The organism is Streptomyces venetus (assembly GCF_039540295.1).
Lineage (GTDB): Bacteria > Actinomycetota > Actinomycetes > Streptomycetales > Streptomycetaceae > Streptomyces > Streptomyces venetus.
Genome location: NZ_BAABET010000010.1, coordinates 111,033 through 134,116 on the forward strand (window position 1 = coordinate 111,033; position 23,084 = coordinate 134,116).

The window sequence follows — 23,084 nt, forward strand, 5'->3', positions numbered from 1 at the left end:
GCGTCAAGTGCTGGGACGGCGGAGACGTTCACTGTCCCGGAAGAGGCTTGAATCCTTTCACCCATGCGAAGCGGGCTGTCATCTGGTGAGATATCCGCTCACGATCTGAGAAGAACGGCCGGACGCTGCATCCCTCGGCTGCCTGGCTACGTACACCCCTTAGCGAGCCAGAACACGCGACAGCACAGCAGGGTGCCGAGGGGGTTTCCATGACGGGACAGCAGCTCCAGGAGGCGGGAAGGGGCCTCTCGGAGGAGAGCCGAACCCGTGAAGCGCCGCCGGAGCCCGCCGCGGTGTCCGTGGTCGCCGAGCAGCTGGCCGGGCTGCTGGCTGAGGTCGCGCACCTGGACGAGGTGCCTCTCGACAGCCACTTCTTCGACGATCTCGGCGCCGACTCGCTGGTGATGGCGCACTTCTGCGCGCGGGTGAGGAAACGGCCGGACCTGCCTCCGGTGTCGATGCGTGACGTCTACCGGCATCCGACCGCCGGCCGACTGGCAGCCGGACTGCTCGACACCGCCCCGCGCCCTTCCCGACCGGAGACGCCCGCACCGTCGGCACCACCTACGGCACCGGCACCGGCGCCGCCGACGGGCCGCCCCCACCGCGTGCTGTGCGGCTCACTCCAGCTCCTGGCCTTCCTCGGTTATGCCTTTCTCCTGGGCGCCGTCACCGCCCAGGGCTACGAATGGATCTCCGCGCAGGCGGATCTGCTCGACGCCTACCTGCGCAGCGTCGTCTTCGGCGCCGTGCTGTTCGCCCTGCTGTGCGCCCTGCCCGTGGTCGCCAAGTGGCTGCTCATCGGCCGGTTCAGGCCCCGGCGGTTCCGCGTCTGGAGCTTCAGCTACTTCCGGTTCTGGCTGGTCAAGACACTGATCCGGTCGAGCCCGGTGGTCCTGTTCGTCGGATCGCCGCTGTACCCCCTCTTTCTCCGGGTCCTGGGCGCGCGGATCGGCAGAGGCGTGACGATCCTGTCGCGCGGTGTCCCGGTCTGCACGGACCTGCTGACGGTCGGGGACGGCGCGCTCGTCCGCAAGGACGCCCTGATCAGCTGCTACCACGCGGTCGACGGTGTGATCGAGACAGGGCCGGTCACGCTGGGCCGGGACGCGGTCGTCGACGAGGTGACCGTGCTGGACATCGGGACCCGGCTCGGCGACGGATCCCGGCTCGGGCACGCGTCCTCCCTGCACACCGGCCAGGCGGTCCCCGACGGCGCGCACTGGCACGGCTCTCCGGCCCAGCCGGCGGACGCCGACCTCCCTACGGTCGAGCCCGCGCGGTGCGGCACCGCGCGGCGAGCGGTCCACGGCGCCCTGCTCATGCTCACGGTTCTCCTGGTGTACGTGCCGCTGGCCGTGGGCTGCCTGGACGTGCTGCTCTCCCGGATGCTGGAGGGATCCGCCGCGCTGAAGGGCGGCGGGATGTCGGTGCTCTACGTCGACCTGCTGGTGGTCACGGTCGTCGTGTTCTTCGGCGGCGTGATCGCCGCTCTCGTGGTCCTGGCCACCGTCCCACGGCTGCTGGGCAGGCTCGTCCGGCCCGAACGGACGTATCCGCTCTTCGGCTTCCATCACACCGTGCACCGGACGATCGTCCTGATGACGAACAGGAAGGCCCTGACCCGCCTGTTCGGCGACAGCTCGTGCATCGTGCACTACCTGCGCTGGATCGGGTACCGGCTCTCCCCCGTGGCGCAGACCGGCTCGAACTTCGGCACCCAGGTCAAGCACGAGAGCCCCTATCTGAGCAGGGTCGGCACCGGGACCATGGTCGCGGACGGACTGTCCTTGATGAACGCCGAGTACTCCAGCACCTCCTTCCGGCTGTCGCCGACCACGATCGGGGCGCACAACTTCCTCGGGAACCGGATCGCCTACCCGGCCGGCGGCAGGACCGGCGACAACTGCCTCCTCGCCACCAAGGTGGCGGTGCCCCTCAACGGGCCGCTCCGGCACGACGTGGGGCTTCTCGGCTCTCCGTGCTTCGAGATCCCGCGGTCGGTGGCGCGGGACAGCACGTTCGACGACCTCAAGGACGGCAGCGTTCCGCGCCGCGGCCTCGCGGCCAAGAACCGGCACAACGCCGTCACCATGACCTGTCACCTGCTGACGGGGTGGCTGTACTTCTTCTGCGTCGTGCTGCTCTTCTCGCTCGCAGCGAGCAAGTACCCGTCCCACGGCACCGTGGTCCTCGCGCTCGCCAACGTCGTCGTACTGCCGTTCACCTTCCTGTACTACGTCCTCGTCGAACGGGCGGTCACGGCGGTGCGCCCCCCGGGGCCGTTGTTCTGCTCGATCTACGACCGCCGGTTCTGGCGGCGCGAGCGCTACTGGAAGGTCCCGTCCGAGACATATCTGCACGTCGTCGACGGCACCCCGTTCAAGAGCCTCGTGTGGCGCCTGCTGGGCGTCCGGATCGGGGCGCGGGTCTTCGACGACGGCTGCGCGCTGACGGAGCGCCGCATGGCCGCCATCGGGGACGACTGCACCCTCAACTCGGGCAGTGTCCTGCAGTGCCACTCCCAGGAGGACGGCACGTTCAAGTCGGACCGCATCCGGCTCGGTGCCGGCTGCACGCTGGGCGTCGGGGCGTTCGTGCACTACGGCGTGACGGTCGGTGACGGGGCCGAGCTGGCGGCGGACTCCTTCCTCATGAAGGGCGAGACGGTCCCCGAGCACACCCGTTGGGCGGGGAATCCGGCCCGCCCGGCACTCGACGAGAGCGGAGGTGCGCAGTGATGGCACCGACAGCGACCGACGCCCGCGCCCCCGGACACGACAGCCGGGCCGAGGGCCGGTTCGGCCGGGCCGAGGGCGGCTTCACGGCCCTGCCCCGATGGGCGAAGGAGCCGCTGCCCGGCACCGGAGAACAGGTCACAGAGGTCCCCGACGACGTGACGGCGGCCCTGCGTGTGCGGGCCGGTGAACTCGGCGTGCCGCTCAGCGCGATCCTTCTCGCGGCCCATGCGAAGGTGCTCGCCCTGCTGTCCGGCGATCCCGAGGTGCGCAGCGGCTATCTGGCCCCGGGCCGGACCGAGCCGCTGCCCTTCGCACTGACGGTCGGCCCCGGCACCTGGCGGCGACTGGTGCTCGACGCCCTGCGGGCCGAGGCCGCGGTGGGGTCGACCGGGACCGGCTCGCCGCCCCTCACCGGCCCGGAAGCGGTGTTCGCCCCCTCCGGGCACGAGGTCGACGTCACGCCGGGCGGCAGTGCGCTGCTCGGCGTCTCGGCGGGCGAGGAGGGCGGCCGGCTCGTGCTGCGCCTGCGCCACCGGGCGGACCTGCTGGACGCGGACTGCGCCGCCCGGATCGGGGGGTACCACCTGGCCGCGCTGGAGGCGGTCGCCACCGGCCCCGACGCCCCTCATGACCGACGCAGCCTGCTGTCCGAGGACGAACTCCGGTTCCAGCTCGACGGGCTGGCGGGGCGGCGCCGCGCGCTCCCGGACCGTCGTTTCCACGAGCTGTTCGAGGAGCGGGTGCGACGGCATCCGGACGCCGTCGCCGTGGTCCACCGGAACCGGTGCTGGACGTACGGGGACCTCAACACGCGGGCCAACCGGCTGGCGCGCGCCCTGCTGGCCCAGGGGCTCGGCCGCGAGGAGACGGTCGCCGTGGTGACCGAACGCGACCTCCACTGGGCGGCCTGCGTGCTCGGCGTCCTCAAGGCGGGCGGGGTCTACCTGCCCGTCGACCCGGGGCACCCGCCCGGCCGCATCGCCACCATGCTCAGCCGTGCCGACTGCTCGTACGTCCTCACCGAACCGGACAGCACCACGCGGCTGGACCGGGCGCTCGCGACGCTCCCCGGAACCCGGCGACTGCTCGTCCCGGACGTCACCGACCGGGACACCGACGGGACGGACCTCGGCCTGGACATCCCGGCGGATCGGCTCGCGTACGTCTTCTTCACCTCCGGCTCCACCGGCGAGCCGAAGGGCGCGCTGTGCGAGCACGCCGGCCTGCTCAACCACCTGTACGCCAAGATCGACGATCTGGTCATCGGCGAGGGCACCGTGGTGGCGCAGACCGCCTCGCAGTGCTTCGACATCTCGCTGTGGCAGTTGCTGGCGGGGCTGCTGACGGGCGGACGGACCCTGCTGGTCGAGCAGGAGGCCGTCCTCGACGCGGACCGGTTCCTGGACAGGATCGCCGAGGGCCGCGTCAACGTCCTCCAGGTGGTGCCGTCCTATCTGGACGTCATCCTGTCCGCACTGGAGCGCGCCCCACGCGACCTGCCGGACCTGCGGTGCGTGTCCGTCACCGGCGAGGCGCTGCGCGGGGAGCTGGTCCGGCGGTGGTTCGCCACCGGTCCGGCCGTGCGGCTGGTCAACGCCTACGGGCTGACCGAGACGTCCGACGACACCAACCACGAGGTGATGGACCGGGCGCCCGCCACCGACCGGATCCCCCTCGGCCGGCCCATCGCCAACGTGCACCAGTACGTCGTCGACGAGAACCTGCGCCCGGTTCCGCTCGGCGCCCCGGGTGCCATCGTCTTCTCCGGGGTGTGCGTCGGGCGTGGCTACGTCAACGACGCCGAACGCACCCGGCTCGCCTACTCTGCCGATCCCCACCGCCCCGGCGGGCGGCTCTACCGCGGCGGCGACTTCGGCCGCTGGCGGCCCGACGGAAAACTGGAGTTCCTCGGCCGCGGGGACACGCAGGTGAAGATCCGCGGGTTCCGGGTCGAGATCGGCGAGGTCGAGAACACGCTGCTGCGTGTCCCCGGCGTCACCGACTGCGCGGTCGTGGTGACCGGCGCGGAGGCGTACGGCCGTCAGCTGGCCGCCTTCTGCACGGGAGAGGGCGCGGCGGCCGCCGATCAGCTGCGGGAGCGGCTCGCGGACCTGCTTCCCTCGTACATGGTCCCGGCGTTCTTTCACCGGCTGGACCGCCTGCCGCTCAACGCGAACGGCAAGACCGACCGCAAGGCACTCACGGCGCTCGCCGAGGAGCTCGGACCGGCCCGGGACTCCCGAGGCGCCCCGCGGACCCCGGCCGAACGGCGGCTCGCCGCGGAGTGGTCGACGGAACTCGGCCTACCGCCCGGACGGATCCGCCGGGACGACAACTTCTTCGACCTGGGCGGCACCTCCCTGACGGCGGTACGGCTCGCGGTCGCGCTGGACCGGGTGATCTCCCCGCGCGACCTCGCCGGCCACCCCGTCCTGGCCGACCTGGCCCGCCTGATCGACGCCCGGGCCGGCGGAGATCCGTGACAGACACGAGGAGCACGAGAGGAGATCGACATGCTGTCGGCACTCTTCAGCAAGAACAGGGCCACCACGAAAGCGGCTCCGGACGGCCTGCCGGTGCTCGACGCCGAGGGCGTCCCGGAGACGCTGGACGCGGCGGGCTGGGCGGCCGGCCGGCGGGACGTGCTGCGTGAACTCGTCGCCGAGCACGGGGTGCTCACCGTCCGCGGCCTCGGCCTGCGCACTCCGGCCGACATCGAGTCGATCCTCCACCGCGTGGCCGAGCACCCCATGGCCGAGCGTGAGGCGTTCGCCGCCCGCGACCGCCATGCGGACGGCGTCTACTCGTCGTCGGCCTGGCCACCCAACCAGCCCATGTGCATGCACCACGAACTCAGCTACGCCGTCCGGTGCCCCGGCCTGCTGATGTTCGCCTGCCTGGAGCCGCCCGTCGAAGGCGGCGCCACCGCGGTGGCCGACGCGACCGCCGTGCTGCACGCGCTGCCGGCCGACCTCGTCGACCGCTTCGTCCGGGAGGGCTGGCTGCTCACCCGGGCCTACAACGACGGGATCGGCGCAACGCTCGGTCAGTCGTTCGGCACCGACGACCGCGCCGGGGTCGAGGCCTACTGCCGTGCGCACGCGATCGACTGGTCCTGGCAGCCGGACGGTTCGCTGCGGACGCGCCAGCACCGGCACGCCGTCGTGCGGCACCCGGTCTCCGGCCGGTTCTGCTGGTTCAACCAGATCGCGTTCCTGAACGAGTGGACGATGGCGCCCGAGGTCAGGGAGTTCCTGGTCGAGGAGTACGGACCGGACGGACTGCCCTTCAACACCCGTTACGGCAACGGCGATCCGGTGTCCCCGGACGTCGTCGAGCAGATCAACAAGACGTACGAGGCCCACACCGTACGCCGGCCCTGGGAGCGAGGGGACCTGATGATCGTGGACAACCTCCGCACCGCGCACAGCCGGGAGGCGTACCAGGGGCCGCGGAACATCGTGGTGGCGATGGCCGACCCCGTGCGTCCCGGCCTTCCCGGACCGCAGGTGGGGAGGGAAGCGGCATGACCACCGTGCACACGGTCCCGCGGACCGCCCGGACAGACACCCCGGCGGTGCCGCCCTTCGCGGTCATCCCCGGAAGCCAGGTCAAGGAGGTGCTGCAGGGCCGCGAGAAGACCGTCGTGGAGGTCGTCGAGGCGACGTACCGTCTGCACGGCTCCGGCCGTACGGTCAATCCGCCGTCCTCGTTCCTGCGCTTCCCCGACCGGCCGATGTCGCGGATCATCGCCCTGCCCGCCTCGCTCGGCGGCGAGGGCGGGGTCGACGGCCTGAAGTGGATCTCCAGCGTCCCCGGCAACGTCGCCTCGGGCATCCCCCGGGCTTCCGCCGTACTCATCCTCAACGACCCCGTCACGGGCTACCCCTTCGCCTGCATGGAGAGCTCGATCATCAGCGCCGCCAGGACCGCGGCGTCCGCCGCTTCGGCGGCCGACCGGCTCAGCAGGGGACGGCCGCGCCCGGCCCGGCTGGGATTCGTCGGGGCGGGTCTGATCGCCCGCTACATCCACTCGTATCTGGAGGGCACCGGGTGGTCCTTCGACGCCATCGGCGTGCATGACCTGTCCGCCGACAGCGCGGCCGGCTTCCGCACCTACCTGGAGCAGTCCGGAGCCGTCGGACGCGTCACGGTGCACCGCAGCGCCGAGGACCTGATCCGTCTCAGCGACCTGATCGTCTTCGCCACGGTCGCCGACCGGCCGCACATCAGCGAGCCGTCGTGGTTCCGGCACAACCCGGTGGTCCTGCACGTGTCGCTGCGCGACCTCTCGCCGCAGGTGCTGCTCGACGCCACCAACGTCGTCGACGACATCGACCACTGCCTCAGGGCCTCGACCTCGCCGCACCTCACCGAACGCCTCACCGGCAACCGCGACTTCCTGCTCGGCACGCTGGACGACGTGCTGGACGGCCGCGTCACGGTCCCGGCGGACCGACCGGTGGTCTTCTCGCCGTTCGGCCTGGGCGTACTGGACCTCGCCGTCGGCAGCTACGTCTACGACGAGGTGGCCCGATCGGGTGAACTGCACGTCATCGACCACTTCTTTCACGAATTGAGCCGGCACGGCTGAGGACGGAACCCGTCCCGCGTCCGGCGCCGTACGAGGAGAACATCGTGCCTGTCATATCCGTCCCCCACGCCTTCAACGAGGAGGACCTGTACGTCGACCTCGAGCCGATGACGGGACACCGGCTCTTCCTCAAGTGCGAGGGCTTCAACTTCGCCGGTTCGATCAAGCTGAAGGCCGCTACCGAGATGGTGGAGGCCGCCGAACGGAGCGGAACCCTCAGGCGGGACTCGATCCTGGTCGAGTCCTCCTCCGGCAATCTCGGTGTGGCGCTGAGCATGATCGCGGCGAGCAAGGGCTACCGCTTCGTCTGCGTGACGGACTCCCGGTGCAACCTGGCCACCCGGCTGATGATGGAGGCCCTGGGCAGTCAGGTCCACGTCGTCTCCGACGAGCACGCCACCGGCGGGCTTCTGGGCGCTCGGCTGGCCCACCTGCGGGGTCTGTGCGCGTCGGACGACCGCTATGTGTGGCTGAGTCAGTACACCAACCCCGACAACTGGAAGGCGCACTACTTCAGGACGGCCCCGGCCATCGCCCGCTGGTTCCCGCTCCTGGACGTGCTGTTCATCGGCGTCGGCACGACCGGCACGTTGATGGGCTGCGCCCGCTGGTTCCGCTCCTGGCACCGGCCGGTGCGGATCGTCGCGGTGGACAGCGTCGGCTCCGCCATCTTCGGCGACCCGCCGGGACGGCGGATGATCCCCGGGCTGGGCATGAGCGTGCGGCCTCCCCTGCTCGACGAGAGCTACGTCGACGAGGCGGTCCGTGTCGAGGAGGCCGATGCCATCCGTACCTGCCGGAGCCTGGCGAGGCAGGGCTTCCTGTTCGGCGGCTCGACCGGCACGGTCGTCAGCGGGGCGACGAGTTGGCTCGCCCGGCACGGGACGCCGGGCCTCACGCCCGTCGCGATCGCCCCGGACCTCGGTGAGCGCTATCTCGACACGATCTATCAGAGCAACTGGGTGCAGGCCCTCTACGGCGGCGACGCGCTCGCCCCGTCGCAGGGTGAGGGAACGGCGGACCCGCGTGCCGTGCGGGCCTCCTCCGACTGAGGGCGGCCGGGCCATGTGCCTCCCTCCGGTGAGACCGGCCCTGCGTCCCGAGCGGCTCACCCCCGGCGCCTGGGCCCGGCTGCCTGAGCCACCTCGCCCCGGCAGGCCCCGGCTGTGGCTGGCGCGTGTGGAGGACCTCAGCGGCGCCGTGGCCCCGCTCGCCGACGCGCTGCTGGACAGCGGGGAACGGGCCCGGGCCGCGACGCTTCACCGGGCGGCCGACCGGGACGGCTACCGGGTCGCCCATGTGTGCCTGCGTCTGCTCCTCGGCGCCTACCTCGGAGTCGCGCCGTCGGACGTGCCGCTGGTGCGGCGGCCCTGCCCCGTGTGCCGGGCACCACACGGCCGTCCCGACGTGCCCGGGGTGCCCCTGTGTTTCTCCGTCTCCCGCACCGCCGGTCTCTGCCTCCTCGCCTTCGCGGACACGGCGGTCGGCGCGGACATCGAACGGCTGCCCGGCCCCGACGTCGTCGCCGCCCTCACGACGGTGCTGCATCCCCGGGAGGCCGACGAACTCACCGCGTGTCCGCCGGAACGGCGCCCCGCCGCCTTCGCCCGCGTGTGGACACGCAAGGAGGCCTACCTCAAAGGGCTCGGCACCGGACTCGGCCGCGACCTCCGCTCCGACCACCTCGGCGCCTCCCCGCACGGGCCTCGCCGGGTGCCGGGCTGGGCGGTCGACGACGTGGCGGTGGGGGCGGGCTGTGCGGCTGCCGTCGCGGTGGCTGTCTAGGTGGATGTCGCGGTGTATGTCGCGGTGGCCGAGAGGTGATGCGGCGGGCCGGCACGCAGCCCGGCGCGGGCTGGTGCGGTGTGGGAGGGCCGGAGCGGTGAGCGGACCGGCGCGGTGAGCGGGCCGGTCTCGTCACGGGCACACGTGTCGTCACGGGCACACGTGTCGTCACGCGGGGACGGAGATGACGCCGATGGGTTCGGTCGTGGGGTGCCGGGAGCCGCCGGCCGGTTCCACCGTGAGACAGACGGCGGTGGCCTGCTCCATGCGCCCGTCCAGGACGTGTGCCTGATGTCCGCCCGCAGCGTTCACCAGCCCTGCCGGCCGGTACTGTCCCGCATCGTCGTACCAGAGTTCGTAGACCTGGTCGTCGGTGAGCCGTGGCAGCCCGGAGGCGATGAACGCGGCCCGGCCCTCCGCCCGGGAGGCGACCACACTGGCGGTCCCGCCCCCCGCGAGTTTCCCGGTGCTGATCGTGGCATCGTGGGCGGCCAGGACACCGGCGACGTCCCGGTACGCGGCACGGGCCTCGGCGGACTGCTCACGCGCCGTACCGGCCTCCGAGCTCTGCCACCAGGCGACACCTCCGAGGGCCACGGCCCCCGCCACGGACGCGGCCAGCGCCAGCCCGAGACCGCGTCGGAGGCGGCGCTGACGCCGGGACTCGAGCGCGACGAACCGGTCCTGACGCACCGTGCTGATCTGGTCGAACACCCGGCGGCGCAGGTCCGCGGAGGGCGCGTTCGTCTCGGCCGCTCCCATTCCCACGGCCGCCTCGGACAGCCGCTCGACCTCCAGACGGCACTGGGAACAACCCGCCAGGTGGTTCTCGAAGGCGGCTGCCTCACCGGCCGGGAGGGCGTTCAGCACGTACGCGCCGGCATCGAGGTGGGGGGCGTCGGCAAGGTTCATGAGCCGGCCTCCAGACAGTCGTGCAGGCGCTGAAGCCCCTGACGCATCCGCGACTTGATGGTGCCCGCAGGTGTCGAGAGGGCCTCCGCGACCTCCGCGTACGTCAACCCCTCGTAGTAGGCCAGCACCAGGGGCAGTCTCAGCTCGCGGGAAAGCTGGGCCAGGCAGCGGAAGACCACACGCTGCTCCTCCCGCACCTCGACCTCTTCGGCCACGGTGTCGAAGGAGCGTTCCTGTTCCCGGAGCGCGGCACGCAGTTCGCGGGCGCGGCCCGCGGAGACGGACCGTACCCGGTCCACCGCGCGGCGGTGCGCGAGGGTGAGCACCCAGTTCCGGGCGGCTCCGCGCGCCGGATGGAACCGGTCGGCGGTCCGCCACACCTCCACCATCACGTCCTGGGTCACCTCCTCCGCCTGGGCCTTGTCCCGCACCACACGGCAGACCAGCCCCATCACCGGGTCCGCCAAGGCGTCGTACACACCGGCAAAGGCCTGTTCGTCGCCGTCTGCGGCGCGGACGAGCAGCTGGTTCAGCCCGGGGTCGTCCGTGGGCCCGCTTCGCCGACCTCGCGTGTCACCTTCCCTCCGAGCTCCGGTTCCCCTGTCCATCGCGCCTCCTCGGCTCAGCTCGACACTGGCCCTCTTCCGTGGGAAGCGCATCCGGTCCGACCCCGTGCGTCTGACAGATTCACCTGCCTGCCGCAGTTCTCTGAGGCTCCATGCCCACCGAGAGTTTTCGGGCCCGGAGGATTTGAGGACACCCGGGGGCCTTCGAGAGCACCGCTCGGAGGCTGCCGGAATGCTCTGTTTCTTGCCCCTCCCATTCCCGCTGACGGCTACTCGAACCTTCGTGCCCGTCCGGATCGTCGCCCGGCGGCCGGCGCCCGGAACGAACCTGCGGAGCGTCCCGGACGGGCTCTCTCACCAGGCCCGGGGGTCGGAACACGTTCGGAACGTTTCGGAGCACCGTTCCAGCGTTGAACCCGTGCTGACCCCGTCCCAGACTCATCACCGTTCATCCCGCCCGTTCATCGGGTCGGGTCCGGACCCCTCGCCTCCCCACCGGGCATCTCCCGCCGGGACACGAGGGGCTCCACGGGGACCAGCTGCTGGTGCGCCGTACGCGCACGGTGCGCCGGGGGCAGGTGGTGGTACTGCTGCGACCCCGGTCACCGGCGATCTGGCGGGAGGACCAGCACAGTCCGCTGATCGTGAAGAGGGTGGTGGCGGTGCCGGGGGACCCGGTGCCACCCGGTTCGGTCCCCCCGCTCAAGGAGGGGCAAGGGGGCCATGGGGGACGGGTGCCGCCGGGCCGCGTGGTGCTCCTCGGTGACAACGCCGCCGCCAGCGTGGACTCACGCCAGTTGGGCTTCTTCCCCCTGGGGGACGTGCTCGGGGTGGTGGCGCGGCCCCTGCGCCGGGCCGAAGGCGCGCACCGGCGGTGACTCCCGCTCGTCCGGTGCTCGGGTTCCGCGTCCTCGGCACAGGGGCCCCTCACGGCTGCGCGGGGCCCGGACACACAGCGATCGACGAACGGTTCCCAGGGGCCCTTTCAGTGCGTGCCCCGGCCGTGGTGTCGCCGGGGGCCTTGTTGCCGAGCCGTTTTGCCGCACCACCAGGAGGTAAGGCAACCGGCGGCGAACACCGCCGCGACGGCGGCGTCGGCAATCTGGTGACGCCCGCAGAAGCCCTCCCCGTCGTCCTGAGCCGGCCCGGGCGCCCCACCCGTCCCGGCCGGCGTCCAGGCGGCCCTTGCGATCCCGCTGCGGGCCCGTAACCAGGCGTCCGTCTCGTCCTCGCCGCCACAGACCCGCACGAACGCCCTCACCACGTCCTCCCGGGGCAACGTGGCGCGGCCCAGCACGGCCGCGAGCGTGCTGGGCGGCAGCGTGCCGCCGTTCTGGTGGGCGCGAGCCGCGATCTCCCGGTACGTCAGCCCGGACCACCCTTTGAGGGCACGCATGCGGTCCACGAAGGACCGGGGGTCGAGCGCGTCGTCGGGACGGGGCGGACAGTGATGCCTCATCTCATGACCTCTCTTGAGGATGCGGCGGTGACGCCGCTGCGACGGTGCAGCCGGAGGGTGAACACCTGCCTGGCCGGCCGCAAGACGCGTAGGGCTCCAGGGGTGTCCGGGAGACCGAGCACCCCTCGCACCTGCGCGTTCCGGCCTGTCCCGGACGGCCAGGCGGCTGTCCGGACGCCCGGTGGCACGAGCGCTCTCCGTCGCCCCTCGGACCAAGCTCAGGCGGCGGCGCCCTTGCCGGGGTCGATTGTCCGGTCGTGGAAGGGCACGGCATGCTGCCGGAATGCCCCTGAAGACGATTCCTCCGCTCTCCCGCCGCGCCCTGCTGCGTGCGCTCGGCTCCGGCACGGTGCTCGGCGGACTCGCCGGGTGCGGTGTCCCGGGCGCGTATGTGCGGCCCGGCGATCGCGACGCCGCCGATCTCTCCGCCACCGATCGGCGGCTGGTATGGGCGAACTGGCCTCTGTACATCGACACCGACGACGAGAACCAGGCACGGCGACCGACGCTGTCGGGCTTCGAGAAACGCACCGGCATATCGGTGGACTACGTCGAGGAGATCAATGACAACGACGAGTTCTTCGGCAAGATCAGCCCCGCGCTGATGAACCATCAGTCCACCGGCCGCGATCTGATCGTCATCAGTGACTGGATGTGCGCGCGGTTCGTGCGGCTCGGCTGGGTGCAGGAGATGGACCGGGTACGGCAGCCGAACGTGACCGAGTACCTGGATCCGCAGTTGCGTTCGCCCGCCTTCGATCCGGGCCGTACGTTCGCGGTCCCGTGGCAGTCCGGGATCACCGGGATCGCGTACAACCGGCGCAGGACCGGCCGGGAGATACGGCAGGTCTCCGATCTGTGGGCGAGCGACCTCAAGGGGCGGGTCACCCTGCTGTCCGGTATGGACGAGGCGTTCGCGCTGCTCATGCAAGGCAACGGGGTCGACATCACCGACTGGAGGGCCGACGACTTCCACACGGTCTGCGACCAGGTCGAGGAACAGGTGAGCCGGGGACAGATCCGGCGCTTCACGGGCAACGACTACATCAAGGACCTGTCCAGCGGGGACGTCCTGGCCTGTCAGGCGTACTCGGGCGATGTGATCCAGCTCCAGGCGGACGACCCGGACATCGAGTTCGTCGTCCCCGAGGCGGGCGCCGAGCTGTGGGCCGAGTCGCTGATGATCCCCAACCTGGCCCGCCACAAGACGAATGCCGAGCGGCTGATCGACTACTACTACGACCCCGAGGTCGCCGCCGAACTGGCCGCATGGGTCAACTACGTCTGTCCGGTCCCGGCCGCACAGGACGTCCTCGCCTCCGCCAAGGACGAGGAGACGGCCGCCCTCGCCCAGAACCCGCTGATCTTCCCGGACGCGGAACTGCGCAGCCGACTCTCGGTCGCACGTGACATCACGTCGACGGAGCGAAGGGAGTTCGGCAAGCGCTGGAACCAGATAGCGGGGTTGTAGGCCCTGCCTGTGAGGCCCGGCGGTGAACGGAGGCGGTACGGGCGTCCGCTGCTGACCTCGGTGGCCCCGGGGAGCTCCGACAGGCCGGCGGGGGGGGTACCGGCCTGTCAGGGGCCCTTGCGGTCAGGCGAGGTTCTTGGTGAAGAACTCGTCGAGCTTGTCGAAGGGGATGAGGTCCTTGCGGTCGTACAGGTCGACGTGGTCCGCGCCCGGGACGACCACGAGGTCGACGGTGTCGGGGGCCATCTTCTGGACGTCCTCGGAGTAGTAGCGGGAGTGCGCGTTGGCGCCGGCCACCAGGAGGGCCTTGCGGGGCGCCAGCATGTCGATGTTCGTCATCTGCCGGAAGGCGAAGAACGACATCGGCGTGGTCGCGGTCCACGCGGTGGTGGAGTTGATCGAGCGCGGGTGGTAGCCGCGCTCGGTGCGGTAGTAGTCGAAGAAGATCTTCGTGATCGGGTCGGCGTCCGGCGGGAGGGTCTTGGGCAGGACGCGGTTGGAGGGGGCGACGTTGCCGTTGTCGTCGAAGGGGACCTCGTGGGAGCCCCGCGCGAAGGTGCCCTTCTCGGCGTCGGTCCAGCGCTGCCGGCTGAGGTAGTCCACGACCTTCTGGCGCTGCTCACGGGTGTAGGAGTCCTGGTAGCCGCGGGACATGCTGCGCGACATGTCGTACATCGAGGCCGTGGCGACCGCCTTGATGCGGCTGTCCGCGGCCGCCGCGGTGAGCGCCATACCGCTCAGGCCGCAGATGCCCTGGACGCCGATCTGCTCGCGGTCGACGAGCCTGTGCAGGCCGAGGAAGTCGACGGCGGCGCTGAAGTCCTCGGTGTAGACGTCGGGCGAGGCCACGTCGCGCACCGTGCCGCCGCTCTCCCCTGTGAAGGAGGGGTCGAAGGCGAGGGCGACGTAGCCGCGGCGGGCGAACTCGTTGGCGTACAGGCCCGACGACTGTTCCTTGACCGCGCCGAACGGGCCGCTGACCGCCAGGGCGGGAAGCTTGCCCCTGGCGTTCTTCGGCACGTAGAGGTCCGCGGCGACCTCGATGCCGTAGCGGTTCTTGAACCGCACCGAGGTCCGTTTGACGTTCTTGTCCAGCGCGAAGGTGTAGTGGTCGCCCTTGGCCGTGGCCTTGTCCTGTCCTGTGGCGCCGGCGGCGCGGCCGGTCTCGGCACCGAAGGAGGGCACAGCCGTGAAGGCGGCGGCGGTGGCGCCGGTGCCTGCGATCAGTCCGAGCGCTTTACGACGTTCCATGGGGTGGACCTCATGTTCGAATCGGTGGGAGAAAGACGCGACGGTCGGTGGTGTCGTGACCGAGGCGTGATTCCAGGGAACCGCTTCTGCGTGAGGCGTGGCAGGTCGGGTTTGTGGGGGGTACAAGCTCGACCCCCCTCCCCGCGGGTGCGCGGCGGCGCAACGCGTATCGGCCGGACCGCGCTGACGCGGACCTGGGCGCCTCCTATGTGGCACTCAGTGCCATAATGGTGGTATGGGTTCGCCGATCTCCGCAGGTACGGTCCAAGCCTGGGCGACACTGGGTGCCGATTCTTCGCTGCTCGACCGGGTGTCGTACGGCGGCCCGTCCGGAGGGCTTCCGGCGCGGCTGCCCGTCATGGAGCTGGCGCGGGCCACCGTCGCCGTGTGCTCGCTCGCGGCCTCCGAGCTCGTTTCCGTACGCACGGGGCGGCCCGCGCCCCGGGTGCGTGTCGACGACGAGGCGGTCGCGACGGCGTTCCTCAGCGACCGGCTGGTGCGGGTCGACGGGCAAGCGTGGTCGACCTTCGCCCCGCTGTCGCGGTTCTGGCGGGCGGCCGACGGATGGGTCCGTACGCACGCCAACTACCCGCACCACCGCGCCCGATTGCTCGCCGCTCTCGAGGTGCCGGAGGACTCCGGCGATGCGGCGGTGGACGCGGTGGCCGGGGCGATCGCGGAGCGATCCGCGCTGGAGGTGGAGGAAACCGTGTACACGGCGGGCGGTCTGGCCGTCGCGGCGCGCGGCCCCGAGGAGTGGGCCGGGAGTGAGCAGGGGGTCCTGGCCGCGAGGCAGCCGCTGCTGACGACAAAACGCGTCGATGACGCTCCGCGCCGGGTGCTCGATGACGCCGCGCTGCCGTGTGCCGGGCTGCGCGTCCTGGATCTCACCCGCGTGCTCGCCGGGCCGGTCGCCACCCGAACGCTGGCGTTGCTCGGCGCTGACGTGCTGCGGATCGATGCCCCTCACCTGCCGGAGAGTCAGGAAGCCCACAACGACACGGGGATGGGGAAACGGTCGACCACCCTGGACCTGGCAGACGCCACCGGCCGCCGGATCTTCGAGGAGCTGCTCGACGAGGCGGACGTGGTGGTCACCGGTTACCGGCCGGGCGCACTGGAGCGGTTCGGGCTGAGGCCCGAGGCACTGGCCGGGCGACGTCCAGGTCTCGTGATCGCCCAGCTGTCCGCGTGGGGCCGCTACGGTCCGTGGCACGAGCGGCGCGGTTTCGACAGCCTGGTCCAAGTGGCCACCGGTATCGCCGAGCTGGAGGGCTCGCCGGACTCTCCCGGCGCACTGCCCGCCCAGGCACTGGACCACGGCACCGGTTATCTGCTGGCGGCCGGGGTGCTGCGTGCGCTCACCGAGCAGCACCGCACGGGCGGCACCCGGCTGGTCCGTCTGGCCCTGGCACAGACCGCGCACTGGCTGGTCCACGGCCTGGCCCCTGCTCCGGGCGATGAAGACGGCTTCCACGCCGAGCGCAGGATGACCGAGACCGACAGCCCCATGGGCCTGCTCCGGTACGCGCTGCCGCCGGTGTCGTACGAGGGCGGCCCGGCGGACTGGGCACGCCCGCCGGGCCTGTGGGGCACGGACGCCCCGGTGTGGAGCGGCAACTGAGGGTTGTGCGCCCAATGAGCGCAGCCCCCGGCGGAAGCCGTGAGTTCCGGTCCCGCCGGCCGTCGGTGCAACCTCCGCCCTGCCCCGGACGTCGTACGGTCATGCCCTCGTCGTCGAAGAACGTCACACCTGACGCGCCCGCCCGTGTGCCGGTCCCCTCCCCCGGCGTTGCCTTGGCCTGGCTCCTGTTCATCGCGTACCTCGCCACCGTCATCACGGTCGCCGTGCTGGGCGAGCCCATGCAGTGGATGGTGCCCGCTCTCGGTGTCCTGCCGCTCGCAGCGGGCGTCCTGTTGGTTGTGGGCATGATCCGCGAACTGCGGAAGTGGGTGAGTCTGCGCCGTCACGGCGTCACCGTCACCGCTGTCTGGTCCGGCTACAAGTCGAAGAAGCGGCGGTTCGTGTTCGCCGACGCGGAAGGAACCCAGCACGAGTTCCTCAGCCGTCACCACTTGGCGGCGGAGATCCAGGTCACGTATGACCCGCGTGATCCCCGGCGCACGTACTCACCGATGCCTCTGTTGCCCCGGGTGATCGAGACCGTGGGCGGCGTGATCTTCACCGGCGTCTTCCTCGCCCTGGGGATCGCCCTGGTGCCCGTCCAGTTGTTCCTCGTCCTGTTCGGCTAGGGGCCGTACTTCACTGGGAGATCCGTTTGAAGACGGGCCCTGGTGCAAGCCCCTCGCCGTCAACGCAGTCTGGGCAGGAGTTGGTCGCCGATGCGGATGGTCTCCTGTTTGTAGGGGGTGTCCGAGAGTACGAAATGGGTGATGCCGAGCTTGCGGTAGCTTTCCAGAGCCGTGGCGACGTCGGCGGGCGAGCCGACCAGCCAAGTGGTCCCCGCTCCCCCACCGCCGAACCTGCCGGGTGTCGTGTAGAGGCAGGTGTCGAGCACCTCCCCGCGCGCGGTGAGGTCGAGGAGCCGCTGTTGTCCGACGGCGGTCCTGCGGTTGCCCGTCCACGTCAGCTCGCGCGCCCCGGCCTCCGCCATCGTCGCGGTCTTCTCCTCGGCCGCCCGCCAGGCCTCCTCGGTGGTGTCGCGTACGAGCGTGGTGATCCGCAGCCCGAACTCCAGGGGCTTGTGCCTGCGGTCCACCTGCTCGCTCAACGCCTTGAGCCGGTCGATGCGCTCGGCGATCCCGTCGAGGGGCTCGCCCCAGAAGAGCTGTACGTCCGCCTCCGCCGCCGACACCCGTTCGGCGGCTTCCGAGGCACCGCCGAAGTAGAGCGTCGGGTGTTCCCTCCCTTCGGTCGCGTACGGCCGTGGTGTCACCGTGGACCGCTCGACCTGGAAGTGCTCGCCGGTGAACGTCACGTCCTCCTCGGCCCACAGTCGTCGTACGAGATGCAGGAACTCCCGGGTGCGCGCGTACCGTTGTGCGGGATCGCTGCGGGTGTCGCCGTAGGCGGCCGGGTTGTCGAGGCCGCTGACGATGTTGATCAGGACCCGGCCACGGCTGAGCTGGTCGAGTGTCGCGGCGGCGGTGGCGAAGTGCGCGGGCTGCCAGTAGCCGGGCCGGATGGCTATCAGGGGTTTGAACGTGGTGGTCCGGGCGGCCAGCGCGGTGGCGACGGTGAAGGTGTCCGGCCGGCCCCAGCCCGTTCCGATCAGCGCGCCGCCCCAGCCGTGTCGCTCCGCCGTGCGGGCGAGGTCGGTGGAGAAGTCGAGGGAGCCCCAGCCGGTCGTCGTGTCGTCGCCGCGGTGGCCAGGCTCGACGGTGTTGGGGATGTACCAGAGGAATTCGGGGCTCATTTGTGTCCGATCACATCGTGGGCCGCGCTCACGCCGGCCTTCGTCGGGTGGGTCCGTCCCGTCGGCACGTGCAGATCCCCGTCCCGCAGCCGGGTGGTCGCCCACACACTGACCAGTCCGGTCAGCGCCAGGTAGCCACAGGCCCACCAGGGGCTGCCCGAACCGAGAGCCAGCAGAGCGGTCATGATCAGCGGGGTGATGCCGGACGCGAAGATGCCGGACACCTGGTAGACGAAGGACATCCCCGTGTACCGGACCGGGGTGGCGAAGAGCGCGGCGAACAGGGTGCCCTGGGCGCCGTAGAACCAGGCGTGCACGACCCCCAGCGTCAGGACCAGCGCCGCCGCGAAGGCCCAGGTACCGCCGGTGCCGAAGAGCCAGAACGCGGGAAAGACCGACACGGAGAACGCGGCCATGCCGATGATGTACACCCGGCGGGCCCCGCGGTGGTCGACCACCGCCCCGGACACCGGTATCAGCACGCCCATCACCAGTGCCGCCGCGGTGACCGCGAGCAGCACCGGCGTACGGTCCAGCTCCAGCGTTCCGGTCGCGTAGGTGATGGCGAAGACGGCCCAGGTGTTGAAGGCTGCTCCCTCACCCCACCGGGCGAGCATCCCGAGCAGGACGTGCCGGCGTGCCTGCGGCGCACGTACCAGCTCGACCAGCGGCGCGGAGCGCGGCAGTTCCTGGAGGCGGCGGACGGCGCGGAACGCCGGTGTCTCGTCGATCTTCAGCCGTACGGTCAGTCCGACCACCACGAGCACCAGGCTGACCAGGAAGGCGATCCGCCACCCGTAGGCGAGGAACGCCTCGTCGCTGAGCGTGTCACTCAGCAGCGCGAACACGCCTGTTCCGAGGGCCAGTCCGAGGGCCAGCCCGACCTGCGGGTAGCTGCCGAAGCGGCCCTTGCGGCCGGCGGGCCCGTACTCCACGGCCAGCAGCACGGCCCCGGCCCACTCCCCGCCCAGCGCCACGCCCTGCGCGACACGCAGGACCAACAGGAGCGCGGGGGCGAGGATGCCGACCTGCTGATAGGTGGGCAACAGCCCGATCAGGGCGGTGGAGACGCCCATCAGCCCCATGGTGAAGGCCAGGGTGTGCTTGCGGCCGATCCGGTCTCCGATGTGCCCGAAGAGCAGACCGCCCACAGGACGGGCGACGAAGCCCACGGCGAACGTCGCGAAGGACAGCATCGTGCCGATCGTGCCGTTGGACGTGGGGAAGAAGAGCTTGTCGAAGACGAGCCCGGCGGCCGTGCTGTAGAGGAAGAAGTCGTACCACTCCACGGTGGTGCCGAGCAGGCTGGCGAGCACGACGGTCCTCAGCCGGTTCGGAGCAGGGCGATCCTGTTCCGGCTGGTGGGCTGGGGACGTCTGCGACGGTACGGGTGCGGTGCTCATCGCGAACCACCGCTGAGGGCATGGGAGGACATGTGGCTCCGAGTGGGGTGCGGAGGACGGCGTGCGGGCATGCCGACGCGGTGAGGTACGTCGATGGACGCGTCGGGGCACGCGAAGGCGCGTGAAAGGGGGTCGGCGCAGCCTTGACCGGTGCGCGTGCCGCCGTGGGGGGATGCGGACGCGCGAAGGCTGACGACCCTGCGGCCTTACGCCGTCAGGGGGCTGATGGGCTGCCGGTCGTCAGCGGCGACAGGTGGCGCTGGACTGGCGGCACAGATCGACGTGCAGTCGTCCCACGAGGATGTCGGCGGCAGCGGTCATGCCAGGCATTGTGCGTGAGCGACCCCGTCGAGCTCAAGTGCGACTCGGCTCACGACGTGTGCGGAGAGACGTGGTCCGGAGAGCCGGAGAGACGTGTTCCAGAAAGTGGACGCCGGTTGGTGCCGAGCCGCGGCTGCTGTAGAAATATGCCTCATGAATTCCGAGTCCCTTGTGCGACGCCTGGTCATCGACCTGTGCCGGCGCCCGGGCTCGTGTTGTTGCTGACCCGTCTTCTCTGACGCGCCCTGCCTGCGGTGACACCACCCGCATCGGGGCGGTTCCCGCGCGCTGTCACAGGTCGCAGAGAGCGCGTTCTCTCCCCTCGTTCGGCATGACTCTCGCTCGGGGCCGGCCGCCCGTCCCCCGGGCGGCGGCCGCTCATGTCCCGGCGCGCCCCCTGGAGGACGCCCGTGTCCACAACTCCCACTCTTCACAAGCCTGTTGATCCGGCCGACGTGCCGCCGGAGCCTCGTGCGCCGACGCGGGGCGTGTGGGCGCGCCTGCGCCCTGCCGTGCTGCCGTTCGGCTCGCTCCTGCTCTTCCTCGTCCTGTGGCAGCTGCTGGCGGCGAGCGGGACGTGGAGCGAGACACTGGTTCCGCCGCCGGCCAAGGTGTGGGCGGCGTTCGTCGACGTCTCCACCACGCACGGCGGGGTACGGGGCTACAACGGCACCATGCTCGTCGAGCACCTTGGCATCAGCCTGCGGCGCATCGCGATCGGGGCCGGTCTCGGCATCGCCGCCGGGGTGGTCTTCGGACTGCTCATGGGCACCGTCGGCTGGGTGCGCTCGCTGTTCGAGCCCTGGATCACGTTCCTGCGGACCCTGCCGCCGCTGGCGTACTTCTCGCTGCTCATCATCTGGCTGGGCATCAACGAGGAGCCGAAGGTCACACTGCTGGCCGTGGCCGCCTTCCCGCCCGTGGCGGTGTCCACCACCACGGCCGTCGCGGCCGTACCGAAGAGCCTGATCGAGGCCGCCCGTGCGCTCGGCGCGTCCCGCTGGGACGTCGTCAGGGACGTCGTCGTCCCGTCCGCGCTGCCGGAGACGCTCACCGGAGTCCGGCTCGCCGTGGGGGTGGCCTACTCGTCCCTGGTCGCCGCCGAGTTGGTCAACGGACTGCCCGGGATCGGCGGCATGGTCAAGGACGCCGCCAACTACAACAACACCCCTGTGGTGCTCGTCGGCATCATCGCCATCGGTGTCTCCGGCCTGATCATCGACGGCCTGCTGCTGCGGCTCGAACGCGCGGTGGTGCCGTGGCGCGGTCGCGTCTAATCCCCTTCCTGTCCTTCCCTCCCTTCCCTCCGCACAGAAACGGCTCCGCCATGTCCCCTGCCTCCCGAGGCCCGTCCCGCCGACTCCTCCTCGGCGGCGCCCTGGCTGCCGTGTCCGCGGCCGTCACCGGCTGCTCCTCCGGGAGTGGGGCGTCGACGTCCGGCGGCTCCAAGCGGCTGCGCATCGGCTACTTCGCCTTCCCCAGCGGCGACCTGCTCGTGAAGAACAGAAAGCTGCTGGAGAAGGCGCTGCCGGACTACGAGATCAACTGGATCAAGTTCGACTCCGGGGCCAGCGTCAACCAGGCCTTCATCGGCAAGTCCCTCGACATCGCCGCGCTGGGTTCCAGCCCGTTCGCCCGCGGGGTGTCCGGCAGTTCACCCATCCCGTACAAGGTGGCGTGGATCCTCGACGTCGCGGGCGACAACGAGGCCCTGGTGGCGCGCAAATCCACCGGCATCTCCGATGTCGCCGGGCTCAAGGGCAAGAAGATAGCCACTCCCTTCGCCTCCACCTCGCACTACAGCCTGCTCTCGGCGCTCGAGGAGGCCGGTCTGAAGCAGTCGGACGTCGAGCTCATCGACCTTCAGCCGCAGCCTCTCCTCGCCGCCTGGCAGCGGGGCGACATCGACGCCGCCTATGTCTGGCTGCCGACCCTGGACGAGCTGCGCAAGACCGGAACCCAGCTCACCAGCAGCAAGGAGATCGGCGCGGCGGGCAAGCCGACCCTCGACCTGGCCGTCGTGTCGGACGACCTGATCGCCAGGGACCCCAAGGCGATCGACGCCTGGCGCAAGGCGGAGGCCGAGGCGCTGCGCCTGATCAAGTCCGACCCGGACGGCACGGTCAAGGCGGTCGCGGCCGAGCTCGGCATCAGCGCGGCAGACGCCAAGGCGCAACTCTCGCAGGGGGTGTTCCTCACCCCGGAGCAGGTGGTCTCCGCCGACTGGCTGGGCACCGACGGCAGCCCGGGCAAGCTGCTCACGTACGTCACCGACACGGGTCGGTTCCTGGCCGACCAGAAGCAGATCGGCGCCGCGCCGTCCAAGGACGTCGTCCGCGAAGCGTTCTATCTCAAGGGGCTGCCCGATGTCGTCAACTGAAAGCACCGAGACCACGGAGGGGGCGGACACCGCACGTGCCGGATCCGTCCGCCTCGACCACGTCACCCACCGGTACGGCCGGGGAAGCGAGACCTTCACCGCTGTGGGGCCGGTCGACCTGACCGTCCCGGCCGGGGAGTTTCTGGTCCTGGTGGGCGCCTCCGGCTGCGGCAAGAGCACACTGCTGCGACTGATCGCCGGCTTCGAGCGGCCCACCCAGGGATCGGTGCGGGTATCGGGCGCCGAGCCGCGGCCCGGTGAGGCGGCCGGTGTGGTGTTCCAGACACCTCGGCTGTTCCCGTGGCGGACCGTGCGGGGCAACGTCGACCTGGCGCTGCGGTACGCCGGTGTCGATCGCGCCCAATGGCCGCAGCGGCGCGCGGAGTTGCTGGCCCGGGTCGGTCTCGAGGGCACCGGGAAGCGTCGCACCTGGGAGATCTCCGGCGGTCAGCAGCAACGCGTCGCCATCGCCCGGGCGCTCGCCGCCGAGAACCCGCTCCTCCTGCTCGACGAGCCGTTCGCGGCGCTGGACGCGCTGACCCGGGAACGGCTCCAGGAGGACGTCCGCCGTGTGACCGACCGGACCGGGCGGACCGCGGTGTTCGTGACGCACTCGGCGGACGAGGCGGTGTTCCTCGGCTCCCGCATCGTGGTGCTGACCAAGAGCCCCGGGACCGTGGCTCTGGACCTGCCGATCACCCTGCCGCGCGGCGACGTCGACTCCGAGGAGCTGCGCGAGTCGACCGAGTTCGCCGAACTGCGCGCGCAGGTCGCCCACGCCGTCAAAGCCGCCGCGGCGGCCTGACCCCGTACCCAGGAAAGGA

General features: G+C 71.1%; 20 protein-coding genes. 13 read left to right on the forward strand and 7 right to left on the reverse strand.

What is annotated here, in order from left to right:
* Window positions 1–209 precede the first annotated feature (209 nt).
* The 6 genes from ABEA82_RS29740 to ABEA82_RS29765 are packed head-to-tail and all read left to right on the forward strand — an operon-like array spanning window position 210 to window position 9,120.
* A complete protein-coding gene (locus ABEA82_RS29740) occupies window positions 210–2,741 on the forward strand; it encodes a Pls/PosA family non-ribosomal peptide synthetase (RefSeq protein ID WP_345664783.1) in 2,532 nt (843 codons plus the stop codon).
* Window positions 2,741–5,224 (forward strand): non-ribosomal peptide synthetase, encoded by a 2,484-nt coding sequence (locus ABEA82_RS29745; RefSeq protein ID WP_345664784.1) that lies wholly within the window; start codon window positions 2,741–2,743, stop codon window positions 5,222–5,224. The genes ABEA82_RS29740 and ABEA82_RS29745 overlap by 1 nt, the downstream gene beginning before the upstream one ends.
* A 30-nt stretch (window positions 5,225–5,254) precedes the next feature.
* Window positions 5,255–6,271, forward strand: coding sequence for a TauD/TfdA family dioxygenase (locus tag ABEA82_RS29750; protein WP_345664785.1), 1,017 nt, complete (start codon window positions 5,255–5,257; stop codon window positions 6,269–6,271).
* Window positions 6,268–7,335 (forward strand): 2,3-diaminopropionate biosynthesis protein SbnB, encoded by a 1,068-nt coding sequence (gene sbnB, locus ABEA82_RS29755; protein WP_345664786.1) that lies wholly within the window; start codon window positions 6,268–6,270, stop codon window positions 7,333–7,335. The genes ABEA82_RS29750 and sbnB overlap by 4 nt, the downstream gene beginning before the upstream one ends.
* A 44-nt stretch (window positions 7,336–7,379) precedes the next feature.
* Entirely contained in the window at window positions 7,380–8,387 is a 1,008-nt protein-coding gene (gene sbnA / locus ABEA82_RS29760) for a 2,3-diaminopropionate biosynthesis protein SbnA (protein ID WP_345664787.1), read from the forward strand.
* A gap of 28 nt (window positions 8,388–8,415) precedes the next feature.
* Window positions 8,416–9,120 carry a 4'-phosphopantetheinyl transferase family protein gene (locus tag ABEA82_RS29765; RefSeq protein ID WP_345664788.1) on the forward strand — a complete coding sequence of 235 codons (705 nt, stop codon included), beginning with the start codon at window positions 8,416–8,418 and terminating at the stop codon, window positions 9,118–9,120.
* Between the two features lie 168 nt (window positions 9,121–9,288).
* Here the strand turns inward: ABEA82_RS29765 and ABEA82_RS29770 are convergent, their stop codons facing one another.
* Together ABEA82_RS29770 and sigK are read right to left on the reverse strand one after the other, a co-directional pair.
* Window positions 9,289–10,032, reverse strand: a complete 744-nt coding sequence (locus ABEA82_RS29770) for an anti-sigma factor (RefSeq protein ID WP_345664789.1) — start codon at window positions 10,030–10,032, stop codon at window positions 9,289–9,291.
* A complete protein-coding gene (sigK, locus tag ABEA82_RS29775; RefSeq protein ID WP_345664790.1) occupies window positions 10,029–10,640 on the reverse strand; it encodes an ECF RNA polymerase sigma factor SigK in 612 nt (203 codons plus the stop codon). The genes ABEA82_RS29770 and sigK overlap by 4 nt, the downstream gene beginning before the upstream one ends.
* 497 nt (window positions 10,641–11,137) lie before the next feature.
* On the opposite strand from sigK, the gene ABEA82_RS29780 reads away from it, so the two are divergent.
* Window positions 11,138–11,476: a S26 family signal peptidase gene (locus ABEA82_RS29780; RefSeq protein WP_345664993.1), complete on the forward strand. Its 339-nt coding sequence runs from the start codon at window positions 11,138–11,140 to the stop codon at window positions 11,474–11,476.
* 107 nt (window positions 11,477–11,583) lie between these two features.
* Here ABEA82_RS29780 and ABEA82_RS29785 read toward each other — a convergent pair whose 3' ends face one another.
* Window positions 11,584–12,057 (reverse strand): helix-turn-helix domain-containing protein, encoded by a 474-nt coding sequence (locus ABEA82_RS29785; protein WP_345664791.1) that lies wholly within the window; start codon window positions 12,055–12,057, stop codon window positions 11,584–11,586.
* Window positions 12,058–12,340: 283 nt separating this feature from the next.
* Between ABEA82_RS29785 and ABEA82_RS29790 the strand changes: the two genes are divergently transcribed.
* A complete protein-coding gene (locus ABEA82_RS29790; RefSeq protein WP_345664792.1) occupies window positions 12,341–13,528 on the forward strand; it encodes an ABC transporter substrate-binding protein in 1,188 nt (395 codons plus the stop codon).
* A 123-nt stretch (window positions 13,529–13,651) separates the two neighbouring features.
* Here ABEA82_RS29790 and ABEA82_RS29795 read toward each other — a convergent pair whose 3' ends face one another.
* Window positions 13,652–14,779 carry an alpha/beta hydrolase gene (locus tag ABEA82_RS29795; protein ID WP_345664793.1) on the reverse strand — a complete coding sequence of 376 codons (1,128 nt, stop codon included), beginning with the start codon at window positions 14,777–14,779 and terminating at the stop codon, window positions 13,652–13,654.
* A 235-nt stretch (window positions 14,780–15,014) separates the two neighbouring features.
* Here ABEA82_RS29795 and ABEA82_RS29800 point away from each other — a divergent pair, with 235 nt between their 5' ends.
* Together ABEA82_RS29800 and ABEA82_RS29805 are read left to right on the forward strand one after the other, a co-directional pair.
* Window positions 15,015–16,403 carry a CoA transferase gene (locus ABEA82_RS29800; protein WP_345664794.1) on the forward strand — a complete coding sequence of 463 codons (1,389 nt, stop codon included), beginning with the start codon at window positions 15,015–15,017 and terminating at the stop codon, window positions 16,401–16,403.
* A 101-nt stretch (window positions 16,404–16,504) separates the two neighbouring features.
* Window positions 16,505–17,032, forward strand: coding sequence for a hypothetical protein (locus ABEA82_RS29805; protein ID WP_345664795.1), 528 nt, complete (start codon window positions 16,505–16,507; stop codon window positions 17,030–17,032).
* 59 nt (window positions 17,033–17,091) lie between these two features.
* Here the strand turns inward: ABEA82_RS29805 and ABEA82_RS29810 are convergent, their stop codons facing one another.
* From ABEA82_RS29810 to ABEA82_RS29820, 3 genes are all read right to left on the reverse strand, one after another.
* Window positions 17,092–18,156: an LLM class flavin-dependent oxidoreductase gene (locus tag ABEA82_RS29810; protein WP_345664796.1), complete on the reverse strand. Its 1,065-nt coding sequence runs from the start codon at window positions 18,154–18,156 to the stop codon at window positions 17,092–17,094.
* Window positions 18,153–19,472: an MFS transporter gene (locus ABEA82_RS29815; RefSeq protein WP_345664797.1), complete on the reverse strand. Its 1,320-nt coding sequence runs from the start codon at window positions 19,470–19,472 to the stop codon at window positions 18,153–18,155. Before ABEA82_RS29815 ends, ABEA82_RS29810 begins: the two co-directional genes overlap by 4 nt.
* Before the next feature lie 327 nt (window positions 19,473–19,799).
* The gene (locus ABEA82_RS29820) at window positions 19,800–19,889 is read right to left on the reverse strand and encodes a putative leader peptide (RefSeq protein ID WP_345664798.1); all 90 of its coding nucleotides are present in this window, start codon (window positions 19,887–19,889) and stop codon (window positions 19,800–19,802) included.
* Window positions 19,890–20,335: 446 nt separating this feature from the next.
* Between ABEA82_RS29820 and ABEA82_RS29825 the strand changes: the two genes are divergently transcribed.
* Genes ABEA82_RS29825 through ABEA82_RS29835 form a run of 3 tightly spaced genes read left to right on the forward strand, consistent with a single transcriptional unit; the run spans window position 20,336 to window position 23,065 of the window.
* Window positions 20,336–21,157, forward strand: coding sequence for an ABC transporter permease (locus ABEA82_RS29825; RefSeq protein WP_425588570.1), 822 nt, complete (start codon window positions 20,336–20,338; stop codon window positions 21,155–21,157).
* Between the two features lie 50 nt (window positions 21,158–21,207).
* Window positions 21,208–22,260: a taurine ABC transporter substrate-binding protein gene (locus ABEA82_RS29830; RefSeq protein WP_345664800.1), complete on the forward strand. Its 1,053-nt coding sequence runs from the start codon at window positions 21,208–21,210 to the stop codon at window positions 22,258–22,260.
* Complete coding sequence (locus ABEA82_RS29835; RefSeq protein WP_345664801.1) at window positions 22,247–23,065, forward strand: ABC transporter ATP-binding protein; 819 nt, start codon at window positions 22,247–22,249, stop codon at window positions 23,063–23,065. The genes ABEA82_RS29830 and ABEA82_RS29835 overlap by 14 nt, the downstream gene beginning before the upstream one ends.
* The last annotated feature ends 19 nt before the right edge of the window (window positions 23,066–23,084 follow it).